The sequence below is a fragment of the Pseudonocardia sp. ICBG601 genome (assembly GCF_020496245.1).
In genome coordinates this window covers 18,720-43,576 of sequence record NZ_JAHLJA010000005.1, presented here as the reverse complement: position 1 = coordinate 43,576, position 24,857 = coordinate 18,720, and the positions used below count along the sequence as shown (strand labels likewise).

Sequence of the window (24,857 nt, the reverse complement as noted above, 5' to 3'; positions counted from 1 at the left end):
CCTCCTCAGGCGGGGACGGGCCGGTGGTCGTCGGCTCCCGGACGGACCAGGCGCCCCGGTTCGCTGCTCGAGAAGGCGGTGACGCCGCGGACCCGGACCAGCACCCGGTCGTCGGCGGCCGCGGTGAGCACTCCGGACGCGGTGTCGTTGCCGAGCCGGACGACCGGGTGGCGAGCGGCGAGGTCGCAGTCGTTGCCGGCACACCCCAGATCGACCTCGGCGATACCGGCGAGGGGGCCCGGCACCGGTGGTTCGCCCTCGGCCCCGTCCCGCGGCACGAGCAGCAGGTGGGCGAGCGCGTCGATCAGGATCGAGGGCACCGTCGTCCCGCCGAGCTCGGCCGAGAACCCCGCGTGGTCGAACGAGAACAGTGCACTCGTCCCGCCCGGCCCGTGGGCGTGGGCCGAGGTCCCGGCGAACGGCCCGCTCAGCGCCAGTACGGGATGTCCGTCGTAGATCGGCATCCGGAACCCCGGGACGGGGGTGTGCGCCCGCAGGTCCGGCGCCGGGCCGAGGTGGGGGCGGACCGGGGCGAGCAGGACGTCCGCCTCGTAGCAGAGGTCGCCGAACCGGAGCACCTTGCCGGTCGCGCTGACCCGGTTCGTCGTGACCCGGACCGACACCCGGGCGCCCGCGGGATCCTCGGTCGTCACCCGCGCGGAGACCGTGACGGTGCGGGGAGGACCGTCGGGCCGCACCGTCACCGAGGCGTGGCAGGCGAGGTCACGGAAACCGGTGACGACCATGTCCGGTCGAAGCCGGGTCGCGGCGGCCGCGGCGGCCTCGAGCGCGAACGTGCCGGGGAGCACGACGGCGCCGTTGACCCGGTGGTGGCGCATCCACCGCCCGTCCCGCTCGTCGAGCGTGCGGGGGTCCCACGTCTTCGTCGCGACCACCCAGGACCGGCCCTCCATCGTGATGCCGTCGAGGAGCGGCGAGGCCGGTTCCGGACCCGGTACGTCGGGGGGCGGGACGTCGGGGGGCGGCATCGGCGGGGCGTCCGGTCCGATGCCCCGGCGGGCGAGCATGGCCCGTTCCGGCCCGCGCAGGAAGAACGTCAGTCCGTTCGCCGGCGGGTGGGCCAGCGACGAGAGGAACTGCGCGCACCCCTGGGCCGGCGTGATGTAGGCGTCCATGTTGTTGCGCCGCAGCGTCTCCTCCATGGCGACGCCGCTGGCCACGCCGACGTCCTTCCAGCCGCTCCAGAGGATCGCGATCTCCCGGTGCCCCGTGGGCAGGCCCCGGTTGGCGGCGGCCGTGGCGTACTCGAGGTAGGAGTTCACCGCGCAGTAGTCGACGTCGCCGGGCGCCGGCGCGACCGTGGCGAGGGTGCTGAAGGTGGCGAGGATCGTCGGTGGTCGTCCGGCGAGGGCGTGCTTCAGGTTGCGGTAGCCGGTGGCCTTCGTGGCCCGCACGGCCCGGAAGTCGGCGAGCGCCTTGGCGTGCAGCGCGCGGGGACGCAGGTCGAGCACGGCGTTCACCACGAGGTCGACGCGGCCGTGCCGGTCGTGGATCTCGTCGAGGACGGCGGTGGTGGCCTCGCCGTCGAGCACGTCGCAGACGCGGTGGTGCACGCGGTCGGGACCGCAGACCTCGGCGAGCCGCCGCAGTGTCGCCCGTACCTCCCGGGCGGCGTCGAGACGGTCGTACCGCGCCTTGAGTTCGCGCAGGCTCAGCTCGGGATGCAGGCGTCGCTGCTCGGCGATGAACTCCGCCTGAGGTGCCGGCTCGGTGGGCGGGCCGTCCGGGACCGGGGTGCGGCCGATCAGGTAGACGTGCGGCCGCTCGACGCGGACGGCGAGCGCGTGCAGCAGCTCCGGCGTGATCCCGCGCGCGCCGCCGAACGCGACGACGACCGAGCCCGGGGCCAGCGGGGTCCCGCCCGGGCCGGCGGGCACGCCGTCCGGGCAGACGTCCATCCGGGCCCAGCTCCCGTCCCCGCGGGCCGCGACCGTGTGCAGCGGACCGGCGTCGCCGCTCGCGCGGGCCAGCTGGTGCAGCGCGGTCAGCGCGTCGGGCGCCGCGGTGAGCAGCGCGGCTCCCCCGCACTGGGTGATCTCGGCGCGGACCGAGCGGACGAACCCGGTGAACAGACCGGCGAGCGGGTGCGGACGGTCGCCGGGCAGGGCGTCGAGCAGCGCGGCGCCGACGGTTCCGCCGTTGCGCAGGGCCGGGAGCAGGGCCTGGGTCGTGGTCAGGAGCAGGTCCTGCAGCGTCTCGGCGCGCAGGGCGTCGGTGGGGGCGTCACCGCGGTCGGTGAACCGCGTCAGTACCCGCACGTGGGCCGGGACGAACGGGAGCTCCGCGAGCGCGCCGGCCGCGTCCTCCGCGGCGACGGCGTCGGTCGTCCACACGGCGACGTCGACGCAGCCCTCCAGCGCGGCCACGACGTCCGTGGAGTCGGTGACGACGACGGTGCCCGGCGGGACCGGGTGCGGCGGGGTCGCCCCGGTCGGGACGGGTATGTCGACGAGGTCCACCGTGCCCCGGGCACCGATGTCGGGTTCCGGTGCGTCGGCGGGCCGTACACCGGTGAAGCGCAGGCCCGGTGTGGCCGGGTCGCTCGCGCCGACGATCGTCCCGCGGCCGGTGACGACACCGTGCAGCAGCGCGAACAGCGCGTCGACGGCGAGGTAGGTGCGACCGGGCGCCGGGGGCGCGGGCGGCACCGCCGCCGGACCGGCCGTCGCGACCGTTCCCAGGATCGGCAGACCGTGGTGCTCGGCGGTCGAGCGCCGGGCCAGTGCCACGACGGCGGCGCCCTCCGCGATCGTCGCCCCGTCCGGTACGAGCGGACCGAGATGTCCGTCCCAGCCCCGGACCGGTGCCACACTCACGGCCCCCACCAGCGCCAGCTCGCAGGCCCCGTGGCGGAGCTGACGCATCGCGAGGTCGAGTGCGGCGGTGCCGGAATCCCGGTGGTCGTAGACGGCGACGCCGAATCCCTGCAGGTCGTCGTAGTTGGTCACCCGGCCGGCCGCGATGCAGGAGACGGCACCGGTGAAGTCGTCCTCGCTGATGTCGGGAGCGGACGCGTCGACGGCGGCGGCGAGCCGCTCACGCAGCGTCGCGACCATGTCGGGGTCGGGCAGCAGCCCGAGCGCGTCGGCGCACTCGGCGGCGTGCACCCGCACGGCCATCCGGGTGGCGTGCCTGCTGGGCAGCGCCGACCCGATCAGCAGCGCGGTGTCGGGACGCAGGTCCGCGGCCGCGTCGCCCAGCTGCGCCAGCAGCGGGTCCACCGCCTGCAGCATCATCAGGTGGCTCGGGTCCATGTGCGCGGTGGTGCGCGGCGGGATCCGCACCTCGCGCGGCGACGGGGCGGGGTACGGGTCGCCGAACCCCGCCGAGGGACCGGGCCCGGTACCCGCCAGCCAGGCAGCGGTCGCGTCGCGGTCGGAGCCGGGCAGGTGTGTGTTCCAGCCGACGACGACGAGGTCCTCCGGGATCGCCCTGGCGGGCCGCGGGGTCGGGACGCGGTCGGCCAGCACGGCGTGCGCGTCGGCGCCACCGAGCCCGAACGACGAGACGCCGACGACACGTGGCCGGTCCGAGGGCCGCCAGTCGACCTCGGTGACGGGCACCCCGAGCCGTTCCTCCCCGTCCAGCAGCGCGTGCGGGACGATCCGGTCCGTCTGGGCCGGGATCGCCCCGTGCTCGATCGCGGTGAGCGCGTGCGCCACCGAGACGAGCCCCGCGAGCACACCGGTGTGGCCGAAGACCTGCTTGTTGGAGCTGAGCAGGCAGGTGCGCGGGCCCTGCCCGAGCCGCGCCAGCAGGGCTCGGACCTCGACCTCGTCACCGGTCGGTGTGCCGGTGCCGTGGGCCACGACCCAGTCGAGGTCGTCCGCTCCGACACCGGCGTCGGACCAGGCGCGGGAGATCGCCAGTTCCTGACCGCGTTCGGCCGGGGCGTGGATGCCCTTGCCCCGGCCGTCGGCGGCCAGGCCGGTGCCGAGCACCAGCCCCAGGATCTCGTCGCCGTCCGCGACGGCCCTCGCGTGGGTCTTCAGCACGAGCGCCACCGCACCCTCGGCGAGCAGCGTCCCGTCCGCGTCCCGGTCGAATGGGCGCACCCGGCCGCTGGGGGTGATGCCCTGGGCCTTGCAGAACAGGGTCAGCAGGGTCGGCTCGGCCACCGAGGTGCCGCCGGCGAGCGCCACGTCGCAGGAGCCCTCCCGCAGTGCCTTCACGGCGGCGTCGAGCACGTAGAGGCCGCTGGCGCAGGCTGCATCGAGCGTGAGGTGGCGGGCGTCGTCGGGCACGAGCCCGCCGAGTGCCATCCGTGAGACGGACGCGGGCTGGTGCATGAGCGGGTCGGCACCGCTGCCGGAGTAGTGGGCGAGCACCGCGTGCTCGGCCATCTCACCGAGCCAGTCACCGTCCGGGTCGGCTGCCGTGGCCCCGCGGAGCATGCTCGCGTACTGCGCCCCCAGCACCGGGGCCCGGTCGCCGAGCCCGATGTGGTCGTGCGCTCCCGTGGTGACGGCGAGCCACCGGTCACCCGCTCCGCGGCGCACCCCGTCGAGTGCCTGGACGGCGCAGTGCCGCAACCAGCGCGCGGTCGGTGCCACCCCGGGGTGGTCGCGCAGTCCGTGTGGCTCGCTGAGCGAGCGCGGATCCGGGACGAAGCCGCTGAGATAGCCGGCCCGGCGGGCGTGGAAGCGGCCGGGCACCGTGGTGTCGGAGGCGTGGAAGTGCTCGAGCGCGAAGCCGGTCGGTTCGCTCGCCTGCAGCGTGGCCTCGCGCAGCCGGTCCCACAGCTCGCGCCGGTCGTTCGCGCCGGGCAGCGCCACCCCGATCCCGACGACGGCGACGGCGTCGTCGTCGGCAGCGACGGTGTCGGTGTCGGTGCGGGGCTCCTCGGAGGGGGACCCGGCCACGGTCTCCGCCGGCTCGGGGTCCCCGCTCGGCGGTCCGGCGGGTGCGGGCGACGTCCCCCGGACGGGAGCGGCGTGCGCGGCGAGGTTGCTGTGCAGCTGGAGCGTCTGCATCCCGGTGAGGCCGATGCCGCCGTCGGCGACGAGGGTCTGCCCGGTGACGAACCCGGCGTGCGGGTGCAGGAAGTGGCAGATCAGGTCGGCCGCGTCCGGCGTCGAGATCGTGCGCCGGAGCAGCCGCTCGTCGTCGGAGCGGTCACCGATCGTGTCCGGGTCGGCGAGTGATCTCACGATGTCGCTCGCCACCGAGCCCAGCAGGACCGTGTTCACCCGAATCCCCCGCGGGGCCAGCTCCAGCGCCAGGTAGCGGACCAGCGACTCGGCGGCCGCCTTCGTCACGCCCCCGGGCCCGTAGCCGGGCACCGGCAGGTGGGACCCCACGGCGGACAGGCACAGCACCGCCGCGCCCGGACGGCCGTCCATCAGCTCGGCCGCCCGCCGCGCGCAGTGGTAGGGCCCCATGACGTTGGTGCGCCAGGCCCGTTCCCAGTAGACGTCGTCGACGTCGAGCAGCGGGAGGAAGGCGCCGGCCGCGGCGTTGTTCACCAGGATGTCGAGGCCACCGTGCCGCTCCCGGACGAGGTCGAACATCCGGTCCACCTCGGCGGTCTTGGCCACCGAGGCGCGGATGAACTCGCAGGAACGGCCTGCGGCACACAGCTCCGCCTCCAGCTCCCGGGCCGCCTCGACCGAGTGGAAGTAGTTGACGATCACGTGCGCGCCCCGGCGGGCCAGGCTCCGCACGATGTCGGCACCCAGACTGCGTGCCGCGCCGGTGACCAGCGCGATCCGCCCCGTCAGGTCGTCCGGGGAGCCCTCGTGCCCGTTCACGCAGCCTCGCCGACCGCTCCGCCGGCCACGACGGCGTCCGCGATGCGCCGCAGTGAGCCGAAGCCCAGCAACGAGGCGTTCGAGCGCAGGTCGGGCAGGTTGAACAGGTCCGCGACCTGACCCAGCAGTGCGACCTGCTTGAGGGACTCGACGCCGAGGTCGGCCTCCAGGCTGTCGTCCTCGCCGAGGAGGTCCGGCGGGTAGCCGAGGTAGCCGCCGTAGAGGTCACGCAACTGCGCCAGGACGGCGTCGTAGTCGCGGGCCCCGGCGGAGGGGGCTCCGCCGGAGAGGGCCGGACCGGAGGGGGCCGGGGCGGAGGGGGCCGGGGCGGGTTCGACCGGCTCGGGGCGCGCCGCCGGTGTGGCCACCGCGGCCGGCGACGGTGGCCGGACCGCGGCCGGCGGGTCCGTCGCGGGGGTGGGTACGGCGACGGTCGACTCGGGGCGCACGACGACCGGGACACCCGGGTGCGCGCCGTTCCGTGACGGGGTGCCGGTCGTGAGCCCGGCCAGGACGGCGGGGGCGTCGCGCTCGGCCAACGGCACGGTGCACCGCACGCCCGGAACGCTCGCCTGGATCATCTTCGCGACGACCGCACGCTCGCCGCACTCGACGAACACGTCCGCGCCGGAGGCGTGCAGCTCGCGGATCGTGTCCAGGATGCGCACGCGGGCGGTGAGGGCACCGGCCATGAGCTCCACGGGATCGTCGTCGGCGACGTCACGGCCCAGCCACGGCGAGCACACCCGCACCCGGCCACCGCCGTAGGGCACACGGGGCGCATCGGCGCGGAGCTCCCTGGCCGACCGGGCCAGTGCGGGCGAGTGCGTGGGGTGGGGCACGTCGAGCCGGTTCGTGGGCCAGCCCGCCGCCGCGGCCACCCGTTCGATGTCGGCGGTGAGCGCGGTCGGCCCGCTCAGCACACTCTGGTGCGGCGCGTTCTCACAGGCCAGCACCAGATCGGGGTGTCCGAAGAGGCCGGCGAGGTGCTCGGCCCGGCGGCCGTCCACCCCGACGGCGATCATCGTGCCCTGCCAGTCCTGCCGGGTGAGGGCGCGGGACCGGGCCACCGCGAGCCGGACCGTGTCCTCGACCGAGATGTACCCGGCCGCGGCGAGCGCCCACAGCTCCCCCACGCTCTGGCCGACGAGGGCCGCCGGCTCGACACCCGTCCCGACCAGCGCGCGGTGGGTGGCGATGCTGACCGCGAAGATCTCCACGTACTGCAGGTCGGGGCCCCGCCCGGGAGCCACCTCGCCGCCCTCGACGAGCCGTGGCGACACCGCGGGGAGGTCCAGGCCGCGGGCGGCCTCGTCGATCCGGGCGAGTACCTCGCGTACGCCGTCGTGCCGGGCGTGCAGATCGTGCAGGATCCCGCCGCGCGGCGCGGGCACCGTTCCGGGCATGACGAGGACAGGGTTGGTGTTCACGCGTCGTCCCTCTCGGTTGGACAGGCCGAACACCTCCGATCGTCGAGGACGACCGCACGGACTTTCCTTAGAGCGTGTTTGGAAATGGTGGGTGTGTCGGGATGGTCGACACGGCTGGGGTGCTCCATCGTGGTCGGCATGCAGGAACGACCGCGCCGGTACCCCTCGGACACCAGTGATGCCCAGTGGGTGGTGATCGAGCCGTTGTTACCGCCGCTCGCGCGGCGGGGGCGGCCTGTTGCTCATGCTCGTCGGGACGTGCTGGACGCGATCTTGTATGTCGTGCGGACCGGGTGTGCCTGGCGGGCGTTGCCGGTGGACTTCCCGCCCTGGCAGACCGTCTACTGGTACTTCAACCAGTGGGAACAGCAGAAGGTCACCGAGAAGATCCTCCCGGTCGTGCGGGGGCAGTTACGTATCGCCGAGGGCCGTGATCCGGAGCCGAGTGCGGGGATCATCGATTCCCAGTCGGTCAAGGGCGCCGACACCGTCGGCCAGGACTCCCGCGGCTACGACGCCGGGAAGAAGACAGGCGGACGGAAACGGTTCATCGTGACCGACACCCTCGGTCTGCTGCTGACCACGATGGTGTGCTCGGCCTCGGTACAGGACCGCGACGGCGCCAAGCCGATCCTGCTCAACCTCTACCTGCGCACCAGGGTGCGGTTCGTCTACGCCGACGCCGGCTTCGCCGGGCGACTGCTCGACTGGGCCGCCACGATCCTGCAGACAACGATCGAGATCATCCGCAAGCCACCCGAGCAGCGCGGATTCACCGTCCTCCCACGAAGGTGGGTGGTCGAACGGACCCTGGCCTGGCTCACCGCACACCGACGCCTGGCCCGAGACTACGAACGCCACCCCACCACATCCGAAGCCATGATCCGCTGGGCCGCGATCAACACCATCACCCGCCGCATCGCCCGTGGATACCCCGCCACCCGCCAGCAGAAACACACGACACCCTCAACCCACTAGAATTTCCAAACACGCTCTGAGCCCCGGGGGTCTGGCGGCCATGTTCGGGCTACCGGCCGTCATCGCCGGGGCGGCGACGGTGGCCCGTCTGGTGGGGTAGCGCCCAGGGCCCCGGCAAAGTCGTGATGGGTGGGTCCTGAGCTGCGGTGATGTGGGGGGTGGGGGTGGGTGCGGACACAGGCTTGGCGTGATCATGAGGGTGTCGAATCCTTGCTCACGTCAGGAAGCCTGTGTCCGCAGTGTCAGTGTCTCCGATCGTTGCTGCTCTGGAAGGCCTGGAGGTCGGTCCTGACGCGGGGAGAGCCGCGCCGGTCGGTGAGGCGGCGGGGTTGTCGCTGGTGGAGGCCCTGTCGCGAGTGCCGGACCCGCGGAAACCACGCGGTGTCCGCCACGGTGTCCTCGCGGTGTTGCTACTGGGGGCGTGCGCGGTGTTGGCGGGGGCCCGGTCGTTCACCGCGATCGCCGAGTACGCCCATGACGTCGGCCGCGCCGTGCTGGACGTGCTCGGGGTGGGCGCGGTCGCTCCGCACGAGTCGACCATCCGCCGGGTCCTGCAACGGGTCGACGCCTCGGCGCTGGAGGCGGCGTTGCAGTCCTGGGTGTTGCCCCAGCTCAGCGCCCAGCCGGCCCCGGAGGGCACACCCCGGCGAGAACAGCGCCGCGTGCTGGCCTTGGACGGCAAGACCCTGCGCGGCGCCCGCGTCCGTGCCGCCGACGGCAGGGTCTGGCTCCCGCATCTGGTGTCGGTGCTCGACCAGACCAGCGGTGGCGTGCTCGGCCAGGTTCAGGTCGCAGAGAAAGGCAGCGAGATCACCGCGTTCACCGCGCTGCTCGACCCCCTCGACCTCGACGATGTACTGGTCACCGCGGACGCTCTGCACACCCAGCGAGCCCACGCCGACTACCTACACCGCCGCGGCGGGCACTACCTGATGACGATCAAAGCGAACCAGCCCACGCTGCTGGCACGGGTACGGGCGCTGCCCTGGACCCAGATCGGCGTCGCTGATCGTCAACGCGGGCGTGGGCACGGCCGCGTCGAGACCCGCACGATCAGCGTGGTCAGCCTGCACCCCTGTCCCGACCTGGGCGCAGAGTTCTTCCCCCACGCATCCCAGGCGATCAAGCTGGTGCGCCGGCGTCGCCCACTGCGGCCTGGCGGGAAGTGGAGAACCGAGACCGCCTACGCGATCACCAGCCTGACCAGCACCGACGCCGATCCAGGACTGCTCGCCCGCTGGATCCGTGGGCACTGGTCGATCGAGAATCGCCTGCACTGGGTCCGTGATGTCTGCTTCGACGAAGACCGCGCCACCGCCCACACCGGTCACGCCCCGCAGGTCATGTCGGCGTTGCGGAACCTCGCGATCACCGCGCTACGCCTGCACGGCGTCAGCAACATCGCCGCAGCACTCCGCCACCACGCCCGCGACCCCCATCGACCACTGACCACCTACAAGATCATCTAGCGACTTTGCCGGGGCCCTGGCCTCGGTCCAGCTAGACCCATGCCAGTTCCTGGCGAAAGAGCGTCTACGACTGGGCCCTCGCCGGGCGGGCAGGTCTCCGGGATGGTGGACATGCCATCCCGCCGACCTCCCTCCGGGCTACCACACGGACGACCGTGGGCGGAGCCTGACGACGTCGGCCAGCGGTTGCGTCGAGGGCCGCCCACGGCCGCCCGCGCGGTCGGCTTGCAGCAGGTCGACGGGATGGCACTGGCAAGCGGGGCAGGCGCAGGCTGACATCACCGACCGACATCAGTCGCCGAGTCCTGAGCCGGTCCGCCGCGGACTGCCCCGGACGAACCCCACGCCCTGACCTGCCCCGACGTGCATCAGCGTCGAGCACAGCCAGGATTTTGGTTCCGATGGTCCAGGTTCGAATCCTGGCGGCGGAGCAGCCGCACCCCCACGCCTCCGCTCGCGGACGCAATCCGCTCGCCCGAAGCACCGTCCCGGTGGTGCACTCCCCCGCGATGATGCACATCGACGAGATGCGGGTGGACGCCGCCACCGCCCGCCGCCTGGTCGACGACTCCTTCCCCACGCTGCGCCACCTGCCCGTGCGCCCGGCCCCCGGCCGCGGCACCGTGCACGCCATACACCGGGTCGGGGACGGCCTCGCGGCCCGGTTCCCGCTGCAAGGCCACGACACCGCGGCGGTGCGCGAGCGTCTGGTGGCCGAGGCGACCGCAGCACGGGAGCTCGCCGCCTGCAGCCCGGTCCCGACGCCCGAGCCGGTCGGGATCGGCAACCCCGGACACGGCTACCCGCTGCCGTGGTCGGTCCAGACCTGGGTGCCGGGCCGCACCGCCGACGCCGACGACCCCGGCCGGTCGGCCGCATTCGCCGTCGACCTGGCCGGTCTGCTGCGCCGCCTGCGCGCCACCGACACCCGCGGGCGCCGGTTCGCGGGTGACGGCCGCGGCGGGCACCTTCCGGACCAGGACGCCTGGATGGCGACGTGTCTCGCCGAGTCCGCCGACCTGCTCGACGTCGGCCCGCTCCGTCGGATGTGGGCGAAGTTCCGGGTGCTGCCCCGCGCCGGGCCGGACGTGATGTCCCACGGCGACCTGATCCCCGGCAACGTGGTCGTCGCCGACGGCCGGCTCACCGGCCTCCTCGACGGCGGCGGATTCGGCCCGGCCGACCCGGCACTCGACCTCGTCGCGGCGTGGCACCTGCTCGACGACGGGCCGCGGGAGCTGCTGCGCGCGGAGCTGGGCTGCGGCCCCGTCGAGTGGGCGCGGGGACGGGCCTGGGCGTTCGCGCAGGCGATGGGCCTGGGCTGGTACTACCGGACCTCCGCCCCGGCGCTGAGCAGGTTGGGCCTGCGCACTCTGGGCCGACTGCTGCGTAGTCGCTGAGCCCGCCCCGGGGAGCCCGCCGGCGCGGTCGCCGTGCTGCGGCGGATGTTCGACGGCGACCGCCCGGGGCACGACGACGCCCCCGTCCGAGGTCCGGGCGGGGACGTCGCGGGGGTGTTCTCAGCTCTCGAGAGCGGCGTCCAGCGTGATGTCGACGCCGGTCAGTGCCTTGGAGACCGGGCAGCCGGCCTTCGCGGCGTCGGCGGCCTTGGCGAAGCCGTCGGCGTCGAGGCCGGAGACCTCACCGCGCACCTTCAGGGTGATGCCGGTCAGCTTGAAGCCGCCGTTGTCCTTGTCCGGGCCGAGCGAGACGTCGGCCGACACCTCCAGCGACTCCGGGGTCCCGCCGGCCTCGGCGATGTTCGCCGAGAGCTGCATCGCGAAGCAGGCCGAGTGGGCCGCCGCGATGAGCTCCTCCGGGCTGGTCGTGCCGCCGGCCTCGTCGGCGGCACGCTTCGGGAAGCTGACCTCGTAGGTGCCGACCTTGGAGCTGGACAGCTCCACCTGGCCGGATCCCTGCTCCAGGGTGCCGTTCCAGGCGGTGCGGGCGCTGCGCGTGGGCATGAGTCCTCCGTGTCGTCAGAATCGGTTTTGCACAACCGATCAGTCGGAAGTGTTCTCCGCCCGAGCCGTTCCCGCCACCCCTGGGGCGGAAACAACACCACACGTCACTGCGGAATGTTGGTGACCTCGACGCGGTCGCCGACCTGCAGCGAGTTGAACCAGCGCTCGGCGTTCTCCCGCGACAGCCGGACGCAGCCCGCGGACTCGGTCTCGGTGTTGCCCTCGTGGAAGGCGATGCCGCCGGGGGCGAAGAAGACCGCGAACGGCATCGGCGCGTTGTTGAACTCCCTGCTGCGGTGGTCCTTGTTCTTCCACTGAGCCTTTTTCAACCTGACGTTTGTGCTGGTCAGGTAGCTGTGATCATGAGGGTCTGGACCGCGGCGACGAGCTGGGTGGCCTGGTTGGGGCTGGAGCGGATCTTGCGGAGGATCTTCCAGTTCTTCAGCTCGGCGTTGACCCGTTCACCGGGTGCCCGTCGTCGGGCGTGGGCGGCGTTGACCGCTTTCTGATTCGCTGACAGGGGCCGGTACCGGCCGGTGTCGAGGTCGCGGCGGCGGCGTCGGTGGGGGACGGTGATCGCGGGCCCGCCGCCTTGGTAGGCGGTGTCAGCGATCGCCCGCACCCCGGCGGTGTTGACCGCGTCGATGATCCCGTGGGCGCGGGCGGCACCCATGTCGTGCCGGGCTCCGGGTAGCGGTGGGGAGATCCACACCAGCCTGCCGACGGGGTCGGCGATGACCTGCACGTTCAGGCCGTGGCACTTGTGTTTGCCGGAGTAGAACGCCCGGTCGTAGCCGGATGTCATGCCGACCCGGTCGATACGCAGCAGCGTGCCGTCCAGGATCACGAACGCCTTCCCAGCGGCGACGGTGATGGCCTGTTCCAGGGTCGGGGCGAGCGCGGCGAGCAGACCGATCGCCTCGGTCAGGTACCGGTACACCGTCGCGGTGCTCACCGCGAACCCGCAGGCCAGGGCAGCGTAGGTCTCGCCCTTACGCAGGTAGGCGAGCACCAGCAAGGCCTGCCGACCGGCTGAGAGCCGGCGCCAGCGTGTTCCACGCTGACGCCGATGCCCCCGGAGAAGATCAGCAAGATCACGGACGCTACGGCTGGACACGTTCATCCCGGATGGGTAGGACAGCACACGGGGCTCCTGGCAGACGACGGTTCGACACCCATCCGTCTACCAGGAGCCCCACCCCGGCCGGCCTTCACGCCCCTGACCAGCACAAACGTCAGGTTGAAAAAGGCTCACTGGACCTGGAAGACCCCCGCCGGGGTGCGCTGCCCCTTCTTGCCGAACGACGCGGGCACCGGTCCCGCCTCGATCTTCCCGTCGCGGATCAGCCATGCCGTGCTGTTCGCGAGGTCGACGCAGGCACGCGCGGCCGCCGAGCACGGCGTGCCCTCGGTGCGGCCCGGCCCGGCGTCGGACTCCGTCGGCGCCGCGGACGCGGTCCCGATCATTCCGGCGGTCAGCCCGGCCAGCACCAGGGCCACCACCGTGGCCAGGACCGTCATCACCCGGGGCCGCCGACGGCGTCCCTCGACCTCGCGCGTCATCGCACTCCGCTCATCCGCATCGCGGACGGTGACCGGTCGGTCGCCGTCGTCTGAACGGTGGAACGAGACCGGCGACCGACCGGTTACCACCCGAAGGGTTGATCTTGGGTTTGGACGCCGTCACCACCGGCGCGACGGGCCCGCCGGGTTCCCCGGGGCCGTCCCCGTACGATGCCGTACCGGCACGGCGCGTCCCGCGTCCTCCGCCCGGCACGGGCGGCGAGTCCGGCAGGAGGAACCGAACATGCCCGAACCCGACCGGGCCGGCACCGGTGACCGACCGGCCCCCGGAACGGCGGCGGTCGCGGCCGGCATCGTCCTCGCGGCGGGTGCGGGTTCGCGGATGCGGTCGTCGACGCCGAAGGTGCTCCACGAGCTGGGCGGGCGCAGCATGCTCGGCCACGCGGTGCACGCACTGGCCGGTACCGCCCCCGAGCACCTCGTCGTGGTCGTCGGACACGAGCGCGAACGGGTGGAGCGGGCCGTCGGCGACATCTCCGCCACCCTCGGACGCACCGCCACCACCGCCGTCCAGGAGCAGCGCCTCGGCACCGGCGACGCTGTCCGCAGCGGCCTCACCCCGCTCCCCGCGGACCTGGCCGGCACCGTCCTGGTCACCTACGGCGACGTCCCGCTGCTCGACACCGCGACCCTGTCCGCGCTGGTCACCGAGCACACCGACCACGGCGCCGCGGTCACCCTGCTGACCTGTGAGGTCCCCGACCCCACCGGCTACGGCCGGATCGTGCGCGGGAGCGGGGACTCCGTCACCGGCATCGTCGAGCACGCCGACGCGACCCCGGAACAGCGCGCGATCAGCGAGATCAACTCCGGGGTCTACGCCTTCGACGCAGAGTTCCTGCGCGCGGGCATCACGGGCCTGGCCGCGCACAACGCCCAGCAGGAGCTCTACCTCACCGACCTGGTCGCCGCCGCCGTCGCCGCGGGCCGGACGGTGCACGCCCTCCGCTGCGACGACGAGTGGCGCGTGCGCGGCGTGAACGACCGCGTCCAGCTCGCCGAGCTCGGCGCCGAGCTGAACCGCCGCGTGCTGCGCGAGTGGATGCTGGCCGGGGTCACCGTGGTCGACCCCGCCACCACCCGGGTCGACGTCGACGTGCGGCTGGCGCCCGACGTCGTGCTGCACCCGTGCACCCAGCTGCACGGTGCGTGCGAGGTCGGCGAGGCCGCGGTCATCGGTCCCGACACGACGCTCACCGACACCGTCGTCGGGGCCGGCGCGAGCGTCGTCCGCACCCACGGGTCGGAGGCCCGGATCGGCCCCGGCGCCTCGGTCGGGCCGTTCGCCTACCTCCGCCCGGGCGCCGTCCTCGGCGAGCGCGGCAAGATCGGCACGTTCGTCGAGGTCAAGAACTCCGACATCGGCGCGGGCACCAAGGTCCCGCACCTGACCTACGTCGGCGACGCCACGATCGGCGAGATGAGCAACATCGGCGCCTCGTCGGTGTTCGTCAACTACGACGGCGTCCGCAAGCAGCGGACCGTCATCGGATCCCACGTGCGGACGGGGTCGGACACCATGTTCATCGCCCCCGTCACGGTCGGGGACGGCGCCTACACCGGCGCCGGGACCGTGCTCCGCGCCGACGTCCCACCGGGGGCGCTCGCGGTGTCCGGTGGGCCACAGCGCACCATCGAGGGGTGGGTGCCGCGCAAGCGGCCCGGCACCCCCGCCGCCGAGGCGGCACAGCGGGCGGGCAGCGACCCGTCCACGAACGGCACGACCAGCAGCGACGGCGCAGGTCACACCACCTCCGCCGGTACGACAGACCCGAGAGACCTCAGCCGAGGAGGCACCGCACGGTGAGCGCGATCGCAGGCACTCCCAAGAAGAACATGATGCTGTTCTCGGGGAGGGCGCACCCGGAGCTCGCCGAGCACGTGGCGAAGGAGCTCGACGTCACGGTCACCCCGCAGTCCGCCTACTCCTTCGCGAACGGTGAGATCTTCTGCCGCTTCGAGGAGTCGGTCCGCGGGAGCGACGCGTTCGTGATCCAGGCGCACTCCGCCCCGATCAACGACGCGATCATGGAGCAGCTGATCATGGTCGACGCGCTCAAGCGCGGGTCGGCCAAGCGGATCACCGCGGTCATGCCGTTCTGGGGCTACGCCCGTCAGGACAAGAAGCACCGCGGTCGCGAGCCCATCTCGGCCCGCCTCGTCGCGGACATGTTCAAGACCGCCGGTGCCGACCGGATCCTGACCGTGGACCTGCACACGTCGCAGATCCAGGGCTTCTTCGACGGCCCCGTCGACCACCTGTTCGCGCTGCCGGTGCTCGCCCAGCGCATCAAGAGCACCCGGCCGAACGGGAACTTCGCCGTCGTCTCCCCCGACTCCGGCCGGGTGCGCCTGGCCGAGCGCTGGGCCGAGACCCTCGGCGGGACCCCGCTGGCGTTCATCCACAAGACCCGGGACCCGCGCAAGCCGAACGAGGCCGTCGCGAACCGGGTGGTCGGTGAGATCGAGGGCCGCTGCTGCGTGGTCATCGACGACATGATCGACACCGGTGGCACCGTCGCGAAGGCGGTCGAGGTGCTGCTCAAGGAGGGCGCCTCGGACGTGATCGTGGCCGCCACCCACGGTGTGCTGTCCGGCCCGGCCACCGAGCGCCTGGCCAACTGCGGCGCGTCGGAGGTCATCTTCACCGACTCGCTGCCGATCCCGGACGAGAAGCGCTTCGACAGCATGACCGTGCTCCCGATCGCGCCGCGCTGGCCGAGGCGATCCACCAGGTGTTCGAGGACGGCTCGGTCACGAGCCTGTTCGACGGCAACGCCTGAGCACCCCGCACGTCCGCCGACGGCGCTCCGCCTCCGGGTGGGGCGCCGTCGGTCGTCCGGGTCAGCGCTCGGTCGCGACGAGCCCGGCCTGCCCCGGCGCACCGGGCCGACCGGTCGCGCCCTGCAGGCGGCCCAGGACGTCGTCGAACAGGGCGGCGTCGGGGCCCAGCAGGTCCCGGTAGCGCTCCAGCACACCGGCCGCCGCCGCGTCCCACTCCGCGAGCGCCGCGCGGCCCCGCTCGGTGGCGACGACCAGCACCCGGCGCCGGTCGACGGCGTCCGGCCTGCGGTGCACGAGGTTCGCCGCGGTCATCCGGTCCACGAGCTTGGTCGCCCGCGGCGCCAGCAGCAGTGCGTGCTCGGCGAGCGCGCTCATCGTCGCGCCGCCCCGCGCCACGAAGCCCAGGACCCGCCACTGCTCGACCTCGGAGCCACAGGCCTGCAGCGCGTCGTCGAGCTCCTGGTCCAGGCCCGGCCCACCGCGCAGAGCAGCCGCAGCGACTCGTCCCCGGACGGCCGCACGTGCTCCGCGGGCTCCGCCATGAGCGCATCGTAACCGGACGTTTTCGCCCGAGGGGGTGGGTGGGCCAGGCCACGATGGATAGCGTCACCTGCATGACTCCGACCCCGGCCCCCGGGCGCGCGACGGCGGTGCCGGCGCGCGGGAGCGAGGTGCTCAACGTGGCGCTGGTCGTCCCGCTCCAGGGTCCGGCCGGCATCTTCGGCCCGTCGTGCGAGTCCTGCGCGACACTCGCGGCCGAGGAGGTCAACGCCGCGGGCGGGGTGCTCGGCCGGGAGCTGAACCTGGTGCCGGTCGACGGCGGTGCGCCACCCGCCGTCGTCGCCGCGGAGCTCGACGCACTGGTCAGCGCGGGGGCCGTGGACGCGGTCACCGGCTGGCACATCTCGGCGGTCCGCGAGGCCGTCGCACCCCGGATCCGCGGGCGCGTGCCCTACGCCTACACCGCGCTGTACGAGGGCGGCGAGCAGCGGCCGGGGCTGTTCCTGACCGGGGAGACCCCGGACCTGCAGCTGGGCCCGTCGCTGAGCTGGTTCGCCGAGGCCGCGGGGTGCGCCGCTGGACGATCGTCGGCGACGACTACGTGTGGCCCCGCCGGTCCGCGCGGGTCGCGACCGAGCACCTGCGCCGGATCGGCGGGACGGTCTGCGACGAGATGTACGTCCCGCTCGGCACCGAGGACTTCTCCCGTGTGCTGCACCGGGTCGAGGCGAGCGGCTGCGACGCGGTCCTGATGCTCCTGATCGGCAACGACGCCGTCGAGTTCAACCGGGCCTTCGGCGCCGTCGGGTTGGACCGGGAGATCCTGCGCTTCAGCTCGCTGATCGAGGAGAACGTGCTGCTCGCCTCGGGCCCGGAGAACACCCGCGGCCTGCTCACCTCGGCCGGCTACTTCGAGGACCTGGCGACGGCGTCGGGGTTGGACTTCGCGGCCGCGCACGCCCACCGCTTCGGCCCGGACGCACCGGTGCTCAACAGCCTCGGCGAGTCCTGCTACGAGGGGGTCCGGCTGCTGACCGAGCTCATGCGCCGGGCCGGGTCGCCGGAGGTGCCGGCGATGACCGCGGTCGCCGAGGGGCTGGCCTACGAGAGCCCGCGCGGGACCGTCGAGGTGCACGGCCGGCACCTGCGCCAGCAGGTGTTCCTCGCCGTCGCCGACGGGGTGGCGTGGGACGTCGTCGAGCAACTCTGACGCCCGCGTTGACACCCCGGCCCGTCGGTCGTACTTTCCCAGGAAACTATTTCCTCGGATGCATGTCGGGTCGCCCGACGTGCCGGGAGGTACGACCGTGGCGCTCTACGTCTACCGGTGCGGGGCCGACGGCCCCGTCGAGGAACGGCACCCGATCGGCAGCGCCCCCGCGACGGCGCGCTGCCCCACCTGCGGGGAGGCGTCCCCGCGCGTCATCACCGCGCCGATGCTCGGCCTCGCCGACCGCGGCCGCGGCGCCCTGATCGACCGCACGACGGCGACGGCCCACGAGCCCCAGGTCGTCTCCGCCCGCCGCCGCGCCCGCTGCGCCCCGGCGGGCCACCGCTGCACCCCGCCACCCGCGGCCTGCCGCGACCCTGACCGCCCCGCCCGCGTCCGCACCGACCCCGGAGTGCCCGATGCCCAGGAACGTCTTCCCCCTCGACAGCACCAGGTCCTTCACCGACCAGCAGCTGACCGGCCACAACCGATGGCACCCCGACATCCCGGCGCAGGTCCACGTCAAGCCCGGGGACACCTTCCGCGTCGACTGCCGCGAGTGGTTCGACGGCGCCATCCACAACGACGACTCCGCCGACGACATCCTCGACGCCCCGCTCGACGGGTGCACGTGCTGTCCGGGCCGATCGCCGTCGAGGGGGCTCAGCCGGGTGACCTGCTGATCGTCGACATCCTCGACGTCGGCCCGATCCCCCAGGAGGACTCCGGACCGCTGGCCGGGCAGGGCTGGGGCTACACCGGCGTGTTCGCCACCCGCAACGGCGGCGGCTTCCTCACCGAGCAGTTCCCCGACGCCTACAAGGTCATCTGGGACTTCCGGGGCGGGACGGCCACCTCCCGGCACGTCCCGGGGGTGTCGTTCACCGGGATCGTCCACCCCGGACTGATGGGGACCGCGCCCTCGCCCGAGCTGCTCGGCCGCTGGAACGCCCGCGAGCAGGCGCTGATCGACACCGACCCGGACCGGGTGCCGCCGCTGGCCCTGCCGCCCAACCCCGGCTCGGCGATCCTCGGCTCGTTGACCGGAGCCGACTTCGACCGGCCGCCGCGGAGGCCGCGCGCACCGCACCGCCCCGGGAGAACGGCGGCAACCAGGACATCAAGAACCTCACCAAGGGCAGCCGGGTCTTCTACCCGGTGTTCGTCGACGGCGCGAACCTGTCGATGGGCGACCTGCACTTCTCCCAGGGCGACGGTGAGATCACTTTCTGCGGCGCCATCGAGATGGGCGGCTTCATCGACCTGCACGTCGACGTCATCAAGGGCGGGATGGCGACCTACGGCGTGAGCGAGAACGCGATCTTCGTGCCCGGCAACACCGACCCGCAGTACAGCGAGTGGATCGCGTTCTCCGGCACCTCGGTCACCCTCGACGGCGAGCAGCGCTACCTCGACTCGCACCTGTCCTACCAGCGGGCCTGCCTGCACGCGATCGACTACCTGACGAACTTCGGCTACTCCCCGATCCAGGCCTACATGATCCTCGGGGCCGCACCGATCGAGGGCAGGCTCTCCGGCGTCGTCGACATCCCGAACTCCTGCTCCACGGTCTACCTCCCGACCGGGATCTTCGACTTCGACGTCAAGCCCGGCAAGAACGGCCCACACCGCATCGACCCGGGTCCGGGAGTCCCCCACTCGGTGGCCTGACCAGCGGGGCCCGTGGTCGTCGCGGGGGCTGACCCCGGGACGCCACACGGGCCTGGCGTACTCTTCTCGGCATCTCCGCGCGAGGGCGGGTGCACCTAGACCCGCCGTGATCGACGTGGGCCGATCCCGGTCGGCTCCTCGCCGCGCGCACCTGTCGCAGAACGTCTTTCGAGGAGCAAGCAGCCGTGGCCCAGACCCGTATTCCCGCCGAGACCCGGACCGAGTTCGGCAAGGGCGCCGCCCGTCGCACCCGTCGTGCCGGCAAGATCCCCCGCCGTCCTCTACGGCCACGGGACCGACCCCGTCCACCTGTCGCTGCCGTCGCTGCAGTTCGCCGCGGTCGTCCGCGAGCAGGGCCGCAACGCCGTGCTGGAGCTCGACGTCGACGGTGCGCAGCCGCAGCTCGCGCTGACCAAGACCGTGGTCGTGCACACCGCTGCGCCCCTACATCGAGCACGTCGACCTGCTCGTCATCAAGCGTGGCGAGAAGGTCGAGCTCGAGCTCGACGTCGTCGTCACCGGTGAGGCCGCCCCCGGCTCGCTGGTCACCCAGGACCTCAACACCGTCCTGGTCGAGGCCGACGTGCTGAACATCCCGGAGAACATCGAGATCTCCGTCGAGGACGCCGAGATCGGCACCCAGTACTTCGCCAAGGACCTGAAGCTCCCCGGCGGCGTCGAGCTGCGCACCGACGAGGAGTACCTCGTCGTGCAGGTCGTCGCGGCCCCGACCGAGGAGGACCTCGAGGCCGAGGTCGACACCGAGGGTGCCGGCGTGGTCGAGGAGCCGTCGGACGAGGAGCAGGCCGCCGAGGGCGAGAGCGACTCCGCCGAGGGCTCCGCGGACTCCGAGGGCGACTCCGAGTCCTCCGACAAGTGAGCCCCGTGCCGGGGCCGGCCCTCGTCGTCGGACTCGGGAACCCCGGTCCGGAGTACGAGGGCACCCGGCACAACGTCGGTACCCGCGTCGCCGCGCTGCTGGCGACGCGGGCCGGCGCCGGCCGGTTCTCCGCGCACAAGCGGTCGAACGCCGACATCGCGCAGGGCCGGCTGGCCGGTCGCCCGGTGACCGTGGCCGTCCCCCGGACGTACATGAACCTCTCCGGGGGCCCGGTCGCCGGGCTGGTGCAGTACTTCTCGATCCCGCCGACCGAGGTGATCGTCGTCCACGACGAGCTGGACCTCGACTTCGGCGTGATCCGCCTCAAGCGCGGCGGCGGCGAGGGCGGGCACAACGGCCTGCGCTCGATCAGCAAGGCGCTCGGCACGAAGGACTACCTGCGCGTGCGGTTCGGCATCGGTCGGCCACCGGGTCGTCAGGACCCGGCGGACTACGTGCTCAAGCGGTTCTCCGGTGTGGAGAACAAGGAGCTCGACCTCGGCTGGACCTCGCCGCGGACGCCGCCGAGGCCCTGCTGTCCGAGGGCCTGGAGCCGGCGCAGAACCGGTTCCACCCGCTGTCGGGCTGAGCCGTCCTCCACGAGAGCCCCGGTCCCGATGGGATCGGGGCTCTCGTGCGTCCGGGTCAGCGGACGGGCGGTGAGCAGGTCCGCCGTCGCGGCGCGGCGGAGCTTCCCGGACGGGGTCTTGGGCAGGCTCCCCGGGCCAGGACCGCGACCTCGGCGGGTCGCACCCCCACCGCGGAGACGACACGGCGGATCACGTCGTCGCGGATCCCGCGCACGGTGTCGGCATCGGTGTCCCCACGGGCCTCGACGGCGACGGCGAACGACTCCCGGTGCCGCCCCTGCCCCGCGGCCATCCGGACCGCGACGACGTTGCCCGCGCGCACGCCCTCGGCCGCACCGGCGGCCCGTTCGATGTCGGTCGGGTAGATGTTGCGCCCCCCATGATGATCACGTCCTTGGTGCGGCCGCACACGACGACGGCGCCCTCGGGTGTCAGGTAGCCCTCGTCGCCGGTGTCGAACCAGCCGTCCCGGTCCTGGGTGGGCACCGGGCCGTCGACGGTGAGGTAGCCGGGTGTCACGGCGTCGCCGCGCAGGTGCAGGACCCCGACCTCCCGGGGTCCCAGCACGCGACCACCGCTGCCGACGACCTTCACCTCGATCCCGGGCAGCGGCGGTCCGAGCTCGGGGAACTCCCGCACCGGACCGGCGCCCGCGGGCTCGGCACGCCGGTGCGCCTCCAGCGACTCGGCGTCGACCCGGTCGACCTGTCAGTCCGGTGTGGACGGGCGCGAAGGACACCCCGAGCGCGGTCTCGGCCATCCCGTAGGCGCAGAGCACCGACTCCGGCCGGAGCCCGAAGCGGGCGCCGGCGTCGGTGAACGCCGCGACCGCGGCCGGGTCGACCGGCTCGGCGCCGTTGAGGGCGATGCGCAACGTGGACAGGTCGAGCGCGCCGTCGTCGACCCGGGCGAGCTGGCGGGCCAGCACGGCGTAGGCGAAGTTCGGGGCCGCGGTGACGGTGCCGCCGTAGGACGAGATCAGCTCGGCCCACAGTCGCGGGCGACCCAGGAAGTCCGCGGGTGTGACGGTGACCAGTCCAGCCCGACCGTCATCGGGACGGTCAGGAACCCGACCATGCCCATGTCGTGGAACAGCGGCAGCCACGACACCATCCGGTCGGTCGCGACGTCCAGCGCCGACGCGGTCACCATCGCCCCGATGTTGGCGTGCAGGTTCGCGTGGGTGATCCGCACGGCCTTCGGGGCCGCGGTGGAACCGCTCGTGAGCTGCAGCAACGCGGTGTCGCCCTCGTCGGCGACGGCGGCGCGTCCGCGACGAACGCCGCCGGGTCGCCGGTCAGCGAGTCGAGCATCCCGAACGGGATGCCGCGCTCGGTCAGGACCGGGGCGAGGGCGTCGAAGGGCGGGCCGAGCAGCACCATCGCGGCGTCGATCATCGTCAGCGTGGCGACGGTGTCGGCGGCCCACTCGGCCAGATCGGTGCGCGGGGTCGGCTGGTGCAGCATCGTCACGCTGCCGCCGCACAGCCACACCGCCTGCGCGGCCGGGGCGATCGCCGCGGGCTCCCCGGCCAGCACCCCGACCGCGCCGCCGAACGGGAGGGCCGGGCCACCGTCGTCGCCGGGGCGTCGCAGGGCGTCCGCGATCCCGCGGGCCGTCCCGTGCACCTCCGCCCAGGAACGCCGCACGGGTTCGCGCGGCTCCCCCGTCGTCATCCCGCGGGCGGACCCGTCGGGACCGGTCGCGGACTCCAGCAACGTCGCCAGGAATCGGGACATGCGCCCGAATGTAGCGACGAACCGCCCGTGCGTGGCGGCACGATCGGCGACCGGTGCGGCCCCGCCGGGCCCGCGTAGCATCCGAACGCATGGCCGAGCCGCAGACCGACCCCGCTCCCGCAGCGCTCTCCGCTGCCGTCGACGCCGTCCTGCCGGGCGCGCGCACGGATCTCGAGGCGCTGGTCCGCATCCCGAGCATCTGGGCCGACCCGGCGCACGCCGAGGACACCCGGCGCTCGGCGGACGCGGTCGCCGCGCTGGCCCGTGACGCCGGTGCCGCCATCGGTCGAATCCTGTCCGCCGACGGCGGGGCCCCGGCCGTCGTCGCGCACTGGCCAGCACCCGAGGGCGCGCCCACGGTCATGCTCTACGCCCACCACGACGTGCAGCCCACCGGCGGCGACGACGAGTGGACCAGCCCGCCGTTCACCCCGACCGAGCGCGACGGCCGGCTCTACGGTCGCGGCGACGCCGACGACAAGGCCGGCGTGATGACCCACCTCGCCGTGCTGCGCGCCTACGACGGGAAGCCCCCGGTCGGGGTCGTGCTGTTCATCGAGGGCGAGGAGGAGTCCGGCTCCCCCACCCTGACCGCGCTGCTCGCCGAGCACCACGCGAAGCTCGCCGCCGACGTCATCGTGATCGCCGACGCCGCGAACCCGGCCGTCGACGTCCCGGCACTGACCACGAGCCTGCGCGGCCTGGTCGACGTCGTCGTCGAGGTGTCGATGCTGGAACGACCGGTGCACTCCGGTGTCTACGGCGGCCCGATCGGCGACGCGCTCACCGCGCTGTGCCGCACCCTGGCCACCCTGCACGACGACAAGGGCGAGGTCGCCGTCCCCGGCCTGGTGCGCGGCAGCTCCGACGCCCCCGACCCGGACGAGGCCACCTACCGTTCCGACGCCGGCCTGCTCGACGGTGTCGAGCTGCTCGGCACCGGCTCGATCCCGGACCGGGTGAACCACGCCCCCGCCGTCGCGGTGCTGGGGATCGACGCGCCGAAGGTCGCCGAGGCCTCCAACGTGCTGCTCCCCCGGGCCCGGGCGATGGTCAGCATGCGGCTGGCCCCCGGCCAGGACGCCCGCGAGGCACAGCAGGCCCTCGCCGGGCACCTGGAGCGCAACGTGCCGTGGGGCGCGCACGTGTCGGTGACCCCGGCGGCGGGGTCGCGGAGCCGTTCAGCCTGTCCTCGACCGGTGAGGTCTACGACCACGCCCGAGCCGCGTTCTCGGCCGCCTACGGCAACGACGCGGTCGAGACCGGCATCGGCGGGTCCATCCCGTTCATCGCCGAGTTCGCCAGGACGTTCCCGGGCGCGGCGGTGCTGGTCACCGGCGTCGGGGACCCGGCCAGCCGCTGGCACGGGATCGACGAGAGCCTGCACCTGGGCATGTTCGGGCGCGGGGTGCTGGCCGAGGCGCTGCTGCTGGCGCGGCTGGGCGGGCGCGGCTGAGAGCCGCGCCCGGACCCGTCACAGCGGGGCCGCGACCGGCGACGCCGCCGCCTCCAGCGCCGCCGACGCGGTCGCCGCGGTCGCCTCCCACCGCCCCGCGTCCCCGGCGCCCAGCAGGGCGAGCACGCCGCGCCTGCCGTGCAACGGCTGCGCCGGGCCGGTGACCCCGGCCGCGGCCAGCCTGGCCGCGGCGACGCCGTCGACCACCGCGTCGGCCTGGGACCGTGCGTGCAGCGCGTCGCCCCCGGCGTCGCCCGCCACCCCGGTGACCTGGGTGGCGGACAGCCCCAGGGCGTGCAGCACCACCCGGGGCGACGAGCCCGCCGCGACGGCGGCGGCCAGCGCCGCGGCCACCCGGACGACCGCGCGGGAGGGCACCTCCAGCACCCGCGCCAGGTCGAGGGCGACGCCGGCCCCGGCGACGGCGGGCGCCACCGCGTCGGTGCCGTCCCCGCAGGCCAGGGCGGCGGCCACCGCCGCGGTGACCGCCGGGTCGTGCTCGCTCCCCAGCGCACGCGCTACCACCAGGGCCCGGCGGCGCGGGTCGGCCTCGTGCGGGTGTCGTCCAGGGCGGACCGTCCCCGGTCGGCCAGGTGACCCAGCAGCTCCGCGGCCCGCGGACCGGGCCGGACCGCGCGCTCCGCGACGAGCTGCGCCAGCGCCGGGTCGGCCCCGACGACCGGGACCACGGACTCCGGTGCCCGGCGGGGCAGCTCCCGGTCGGGCGTGGTCGCGGCCAGCAGCGCGGGCACCCAGCCGGGCCGGTGGCCCCGCACGCCCGCTCCAGCTCCGCGGCGCGCCCGGGCAGAACCGGCTCGACCAGCGCCCTG

General features: G+C 73.8%; 14 protein-coding genes and 8 pseudogenes. 11 read left to right on the top strand and 11 right to left on the bottom strand.

Translation table 11 applies throughout. The features are described from left to right. Positions 1 to 5: 5 nt before the first annotated feature. Together KPL57_RS05355 and KPL57_RS05350 are read right to left on the bottom strand one after the other, a co-directional pair. Positions 6 to 5,771 carry an SDR family oxidoreductase gene (locus KPL57_RS05355; protein ID WP_226350742.1) on the bottom strand — a complete coding sequence of 1,922 codons (5,766 nt, stop codon included), beginning with the start codon at positions 5,769 to 5,771 and terminating at the stop codon, positions 6 to 8. Continuing rightward, a complete protein-coding gene (locus tag KPL57_RS05350; protein ID WP_226350741.1) occupies positions 5,768 to 7,201 on the bottom strand; it encodes an acyltransferase domain-containing protein in 1,434 nt (477 codons plus the stop codon). The genes KPL57_RS05355 and KPL57_RS05350 overlap by 4 nt, the downstream gene beginning before the upstream one ends. 84 nt (positions 7,202 to 7,285) lie before the next feature. Between KPL57_RS05350 and KPL57_RS05345 the strand changes: the two are divergent. The 3 genes and pseudogenes from KPL57_RS05345 to KPL57_RS05335 form a co-directional block, all read left to right on the top strand. Continuing rightward, positions 7,286 to 8,195, top strand: a pseudogene (locus KPL57_RS05345) (IS5 family transposase); the annotation flags it as partial. A gap of 229 nt (positions 8,196 to 8,424) precedes the next feature. After that, the gene (locus tag KPL57_RS05340) at positions 8,425 to 9,648 is read left to right on the top strand and encodes an ISAs1 family transposase (protein WP_226350739.1); all 1,224 of its coding nucleotides are present in this window, start codon (positions 8,425 to 8,427) and stop codon (positions 9,646 to 9,648) included. A gap of 494 nt (positions 9,649 to 10,142) precedes the next feature. Next, complete coding sequence (locus tag KPL57_RS05335) at positions 10,143 to 11,048, top strand: aminoglycoside phosphotransferase family protein (RefSeq protein WP_226350738.1); 906 nt, start codon at positions 10,143 to 10,145, stop codon at positions 11,046 to 11,048. A 120-nt stretch (positions 11,049 to 11,168) separates the two neighbouring features. Here the strand turns inward: KPL57_RS05335 and KPL57_RS05330 are convergent, their stop codons facing one another. From KPL57_RS05330 to KPL57_RS05315, 4 genes are all read right to left on the bottom strand, one after another. Further along, a complete protein-coding gene (locus KPL57_RS05330; protein ID WP_075308353.1) occupies positions 11,169 to 11,612 on the bottom strand; it encodes an OsmC family peroxiredoxin in 444 nt (147 codons plus the stop codon). Positions 11,613 to 11,716: 104 nt separating this feature from the next. Further along, the gene (locus KPL57_RS05325; protein WP_374203671.1) at positions 11,717 to 12,049 is read right to left on the bottom strand and encodes a L,D-transpeptidase; all 333 of its coding nucleotides are present in this window, start codon (positions 12,047 to 12,049) and stop codon (positions 11,717 to 11,719) included. After that, entirely contained in the window at positions 11,959 to 12,756 is a 798-nt protein-coding gene (locus KPL57_RS05320) for a transposase family protein (protein ID WP_226350737.1), read from the bottom strand. Before KPL57_RS05320 ends, KPL57_RS05325 begins: the two co-directional genes overlap by 91 nt. A gap of 107 nt (positions 12,757 to 12,863) precedes the next feature. After that, a complete protein-coding gene (locus tag KPL57_RS05315; RefSeq protein ID WP_226350736.1) occupies positions 12,864 to 13,175 on the bottom strand; it encodes a L,D-transpeptidase in 312 nt (103 codons plus the stop codon). Positions 13,176 to 13,518: 343 nt separating this feature from the next. Here KPL57_RS05315 and glmU point away from each other — a divergent pair, with 343 nt between their 5' ends. Both glmU and KPL57_RS05305 read left to right on the top strand, forming a co-directional pair. Next, a complete protein-coding gene (gene glmU / locus KPL57_RS05310; protein ID WP_374203670.1) occupies positions 13,519 to 15,003 on the top strand; it encodes a bifunctional UDP-N-acetylglucosamine diphosphorylase/glucosamine-1-phosphate N-acetyltransferase GlmU in 1,485 nt (494 codons plus the stop codon). Further along, a pseudogene (locus KPL57_RS05305) lies at positions 15,000 to 15,979 on the top strand (ribose-phosphate diphosphokinase). The gene glmU and the pseudogene KPL57_RS05305 overlap by 4 nt, the downstream one beginning before the upstream one ends. 61 nt (positions 15,980 to 16,040) lie before the next feature. Here KPL57_RS05305 and KPL57_RS05300 read toward each other — a convergent pair. After that, positions 16,041 to 16,355, bottom strand: coding sequence for a MarR family winged helix-turn-helix transcriptional regulator (locus KPL57_RS05300; RefSeq protein ID WP_264197779.1), 315 nt, complete (start codon positions 16,353 to 16,355; stop codon positions 16,041 to 16,043). A 305-nt stretch (positions 16,356 to 16,660) separates the two neighbouring features. On the opposite strand from KPL57_RS05300, the pseudogene KPL57_RS05295 reads away from it, so the two are divergent. Continuing rightward, a pseudogene (locus KPL57_RS05295) lies at positions 16,661 to 17,691 on the top strand (substrate-binding domain-containing protein). A gap of 111 nt (positions 17,692 to 17,802) precedes the next feature. On the opposite strand, the gene KPL57_RS05290 reads toward KPL57_RS05295, so the two are convergent. After that, entirely contained in the window at positions 17,803 to 18,042 is a 240-nt protein-coding gene (locus tag KPL57_RS05290; protein ID WP_226350734.1) for a hypothetical protein, read from the bottom strand. A 68-nt stretch (positions 18,043 to 18,110) separates the two neighbouring features. Here KPL57_RS05290 and fmdA point away from each other — a divergent pair. The 3 pseudogenes from fmdA to pth all read left to right on the top strand — a co-directional run bounded on the left by fmdA (position 18,111) and on the right by pth (position 20,831). Then, positions 18,111 to 19,362, top strand: a pseudogene (fmdA, locus tag KPL57_RS05285) (formamidase). 185 nt (positions 19,363 to 19,547) lie between these two features. After that, positions 19,548 to 20,242: pseudogene (locus KPL57_RS05280) on the top strand (50S ribosomal protein L25/general stress protein Ctc). Then, positions 20,239 to 20,831 (top strand): annotated as a pseudogene (pth, locus tag KPL57_RS05275) (aminoacyl-tRNA hydrolase). Before KPL57_RS05280 ends, pth begins: the two co-directional pseudogenes overlap by 4 nt. Positions 20,832 to 20,912: 81 nt before the next feature. Here the strand turns inward: pth and KPL57_RS71760 are convergent. Beyond that, positions 20,913 to 22,571, bottom strand: a pseudogene (locus KPL57_RS71760) (fatty acyl-AMP ligase); the annotation flags it as partial. A gap of 89 nt (positions 22,572 to 22,660) precedes the next feature. Here KPL57_RS71760 and KPL57_RS05265 point away from each other — a divergent pair. Both KPL57_RS05265 and KPL57_RS05260 read left to right on the top strand, forming a co-directional pair. Further along, positions 22,661 to 23,677, top strand: a pseudogene (locus tag KPL57_RS05265) (M20/M25/M40 family metallo-hydrolase); the annotation flags it as partial. Between the two features lie 26 nt (positions 23,678 to 23,703). Then, entirely contained in the window at positions 23,704 to 24,027 is a 324-nt protein-coding gene (locus KPL57_RS05260) for a hypothetical protein (RefSeq protein ID WP_226350800.1), read from the top strand. Between the two features lie 18 nt (positions 24,028 to 24,045). On the opposite strand, the gene KPL57_RS05255 is transcribed toward KPL57_RS05260, so the two are convergent. Beyond that, the gene (locus KPL57_RS05255) at positions 24,046 to 24,552 is read right to left on the bottom strand and encodes an MmgE/PrpD family protein (protein WP_226350799.1); all 507 of its coding nucleotides are present in this window, start codon (positions 24,550 to 24,552) and stop codon (positions 24,046 to 24,048) included. Next, positions 24,546 to 24,803 carry a hypothetical protein gene (locus KPL57_RS05250; protein WP_226350798.1) on the bottom strand — a complete coding sequence of 86 codons (258 nt, stop codon included), beginning with the start codon at positions 24,801 to 24,803 and terminating at the stop codon, positions 24,546 to 24,548. The genes KPL57_RS05255 and KPL57_RS05250 overlap by 7 nt, the downstream gene beginning before the upstream one ends. Between the last annotated feature and the right edge of the window lie 54 nt (positions 24,804 to 24,857).

Excerpts from the sequence above, each read along its gene's own strand:
- KPL57_RS05330 (WP_075308353.1), bottom strand. The coding sequence starts at position 11,612 with ATGCCCACGCGCAGCGCCCGCACCGCCTGGAACGGCACCCTGGAGCAG.
- glmU (WP_374203670.1), top strand. The coding sequence starts at position 13,519 with ATGCGGTCGTCGACGCCGAAGGTGCTCCACGAGCTGGGCGGGCGCAGC.
- KPL57_RS05300 (WP_264197779.1), bottom strand. The coding sequence starts at position 16,355 with ATGAGCGCGCTCGCCGAGCACGCACTGCTGCTGGCGCCGCGGGCGACC.
- KPL57_RS05315 (WP_226350736.1), bottom strand. The coding sequence starts at position 13,175 with ATGACGCGCGAGGTCGAGGGACGCCGTCGGCGGCCCCGGGTGATGACG.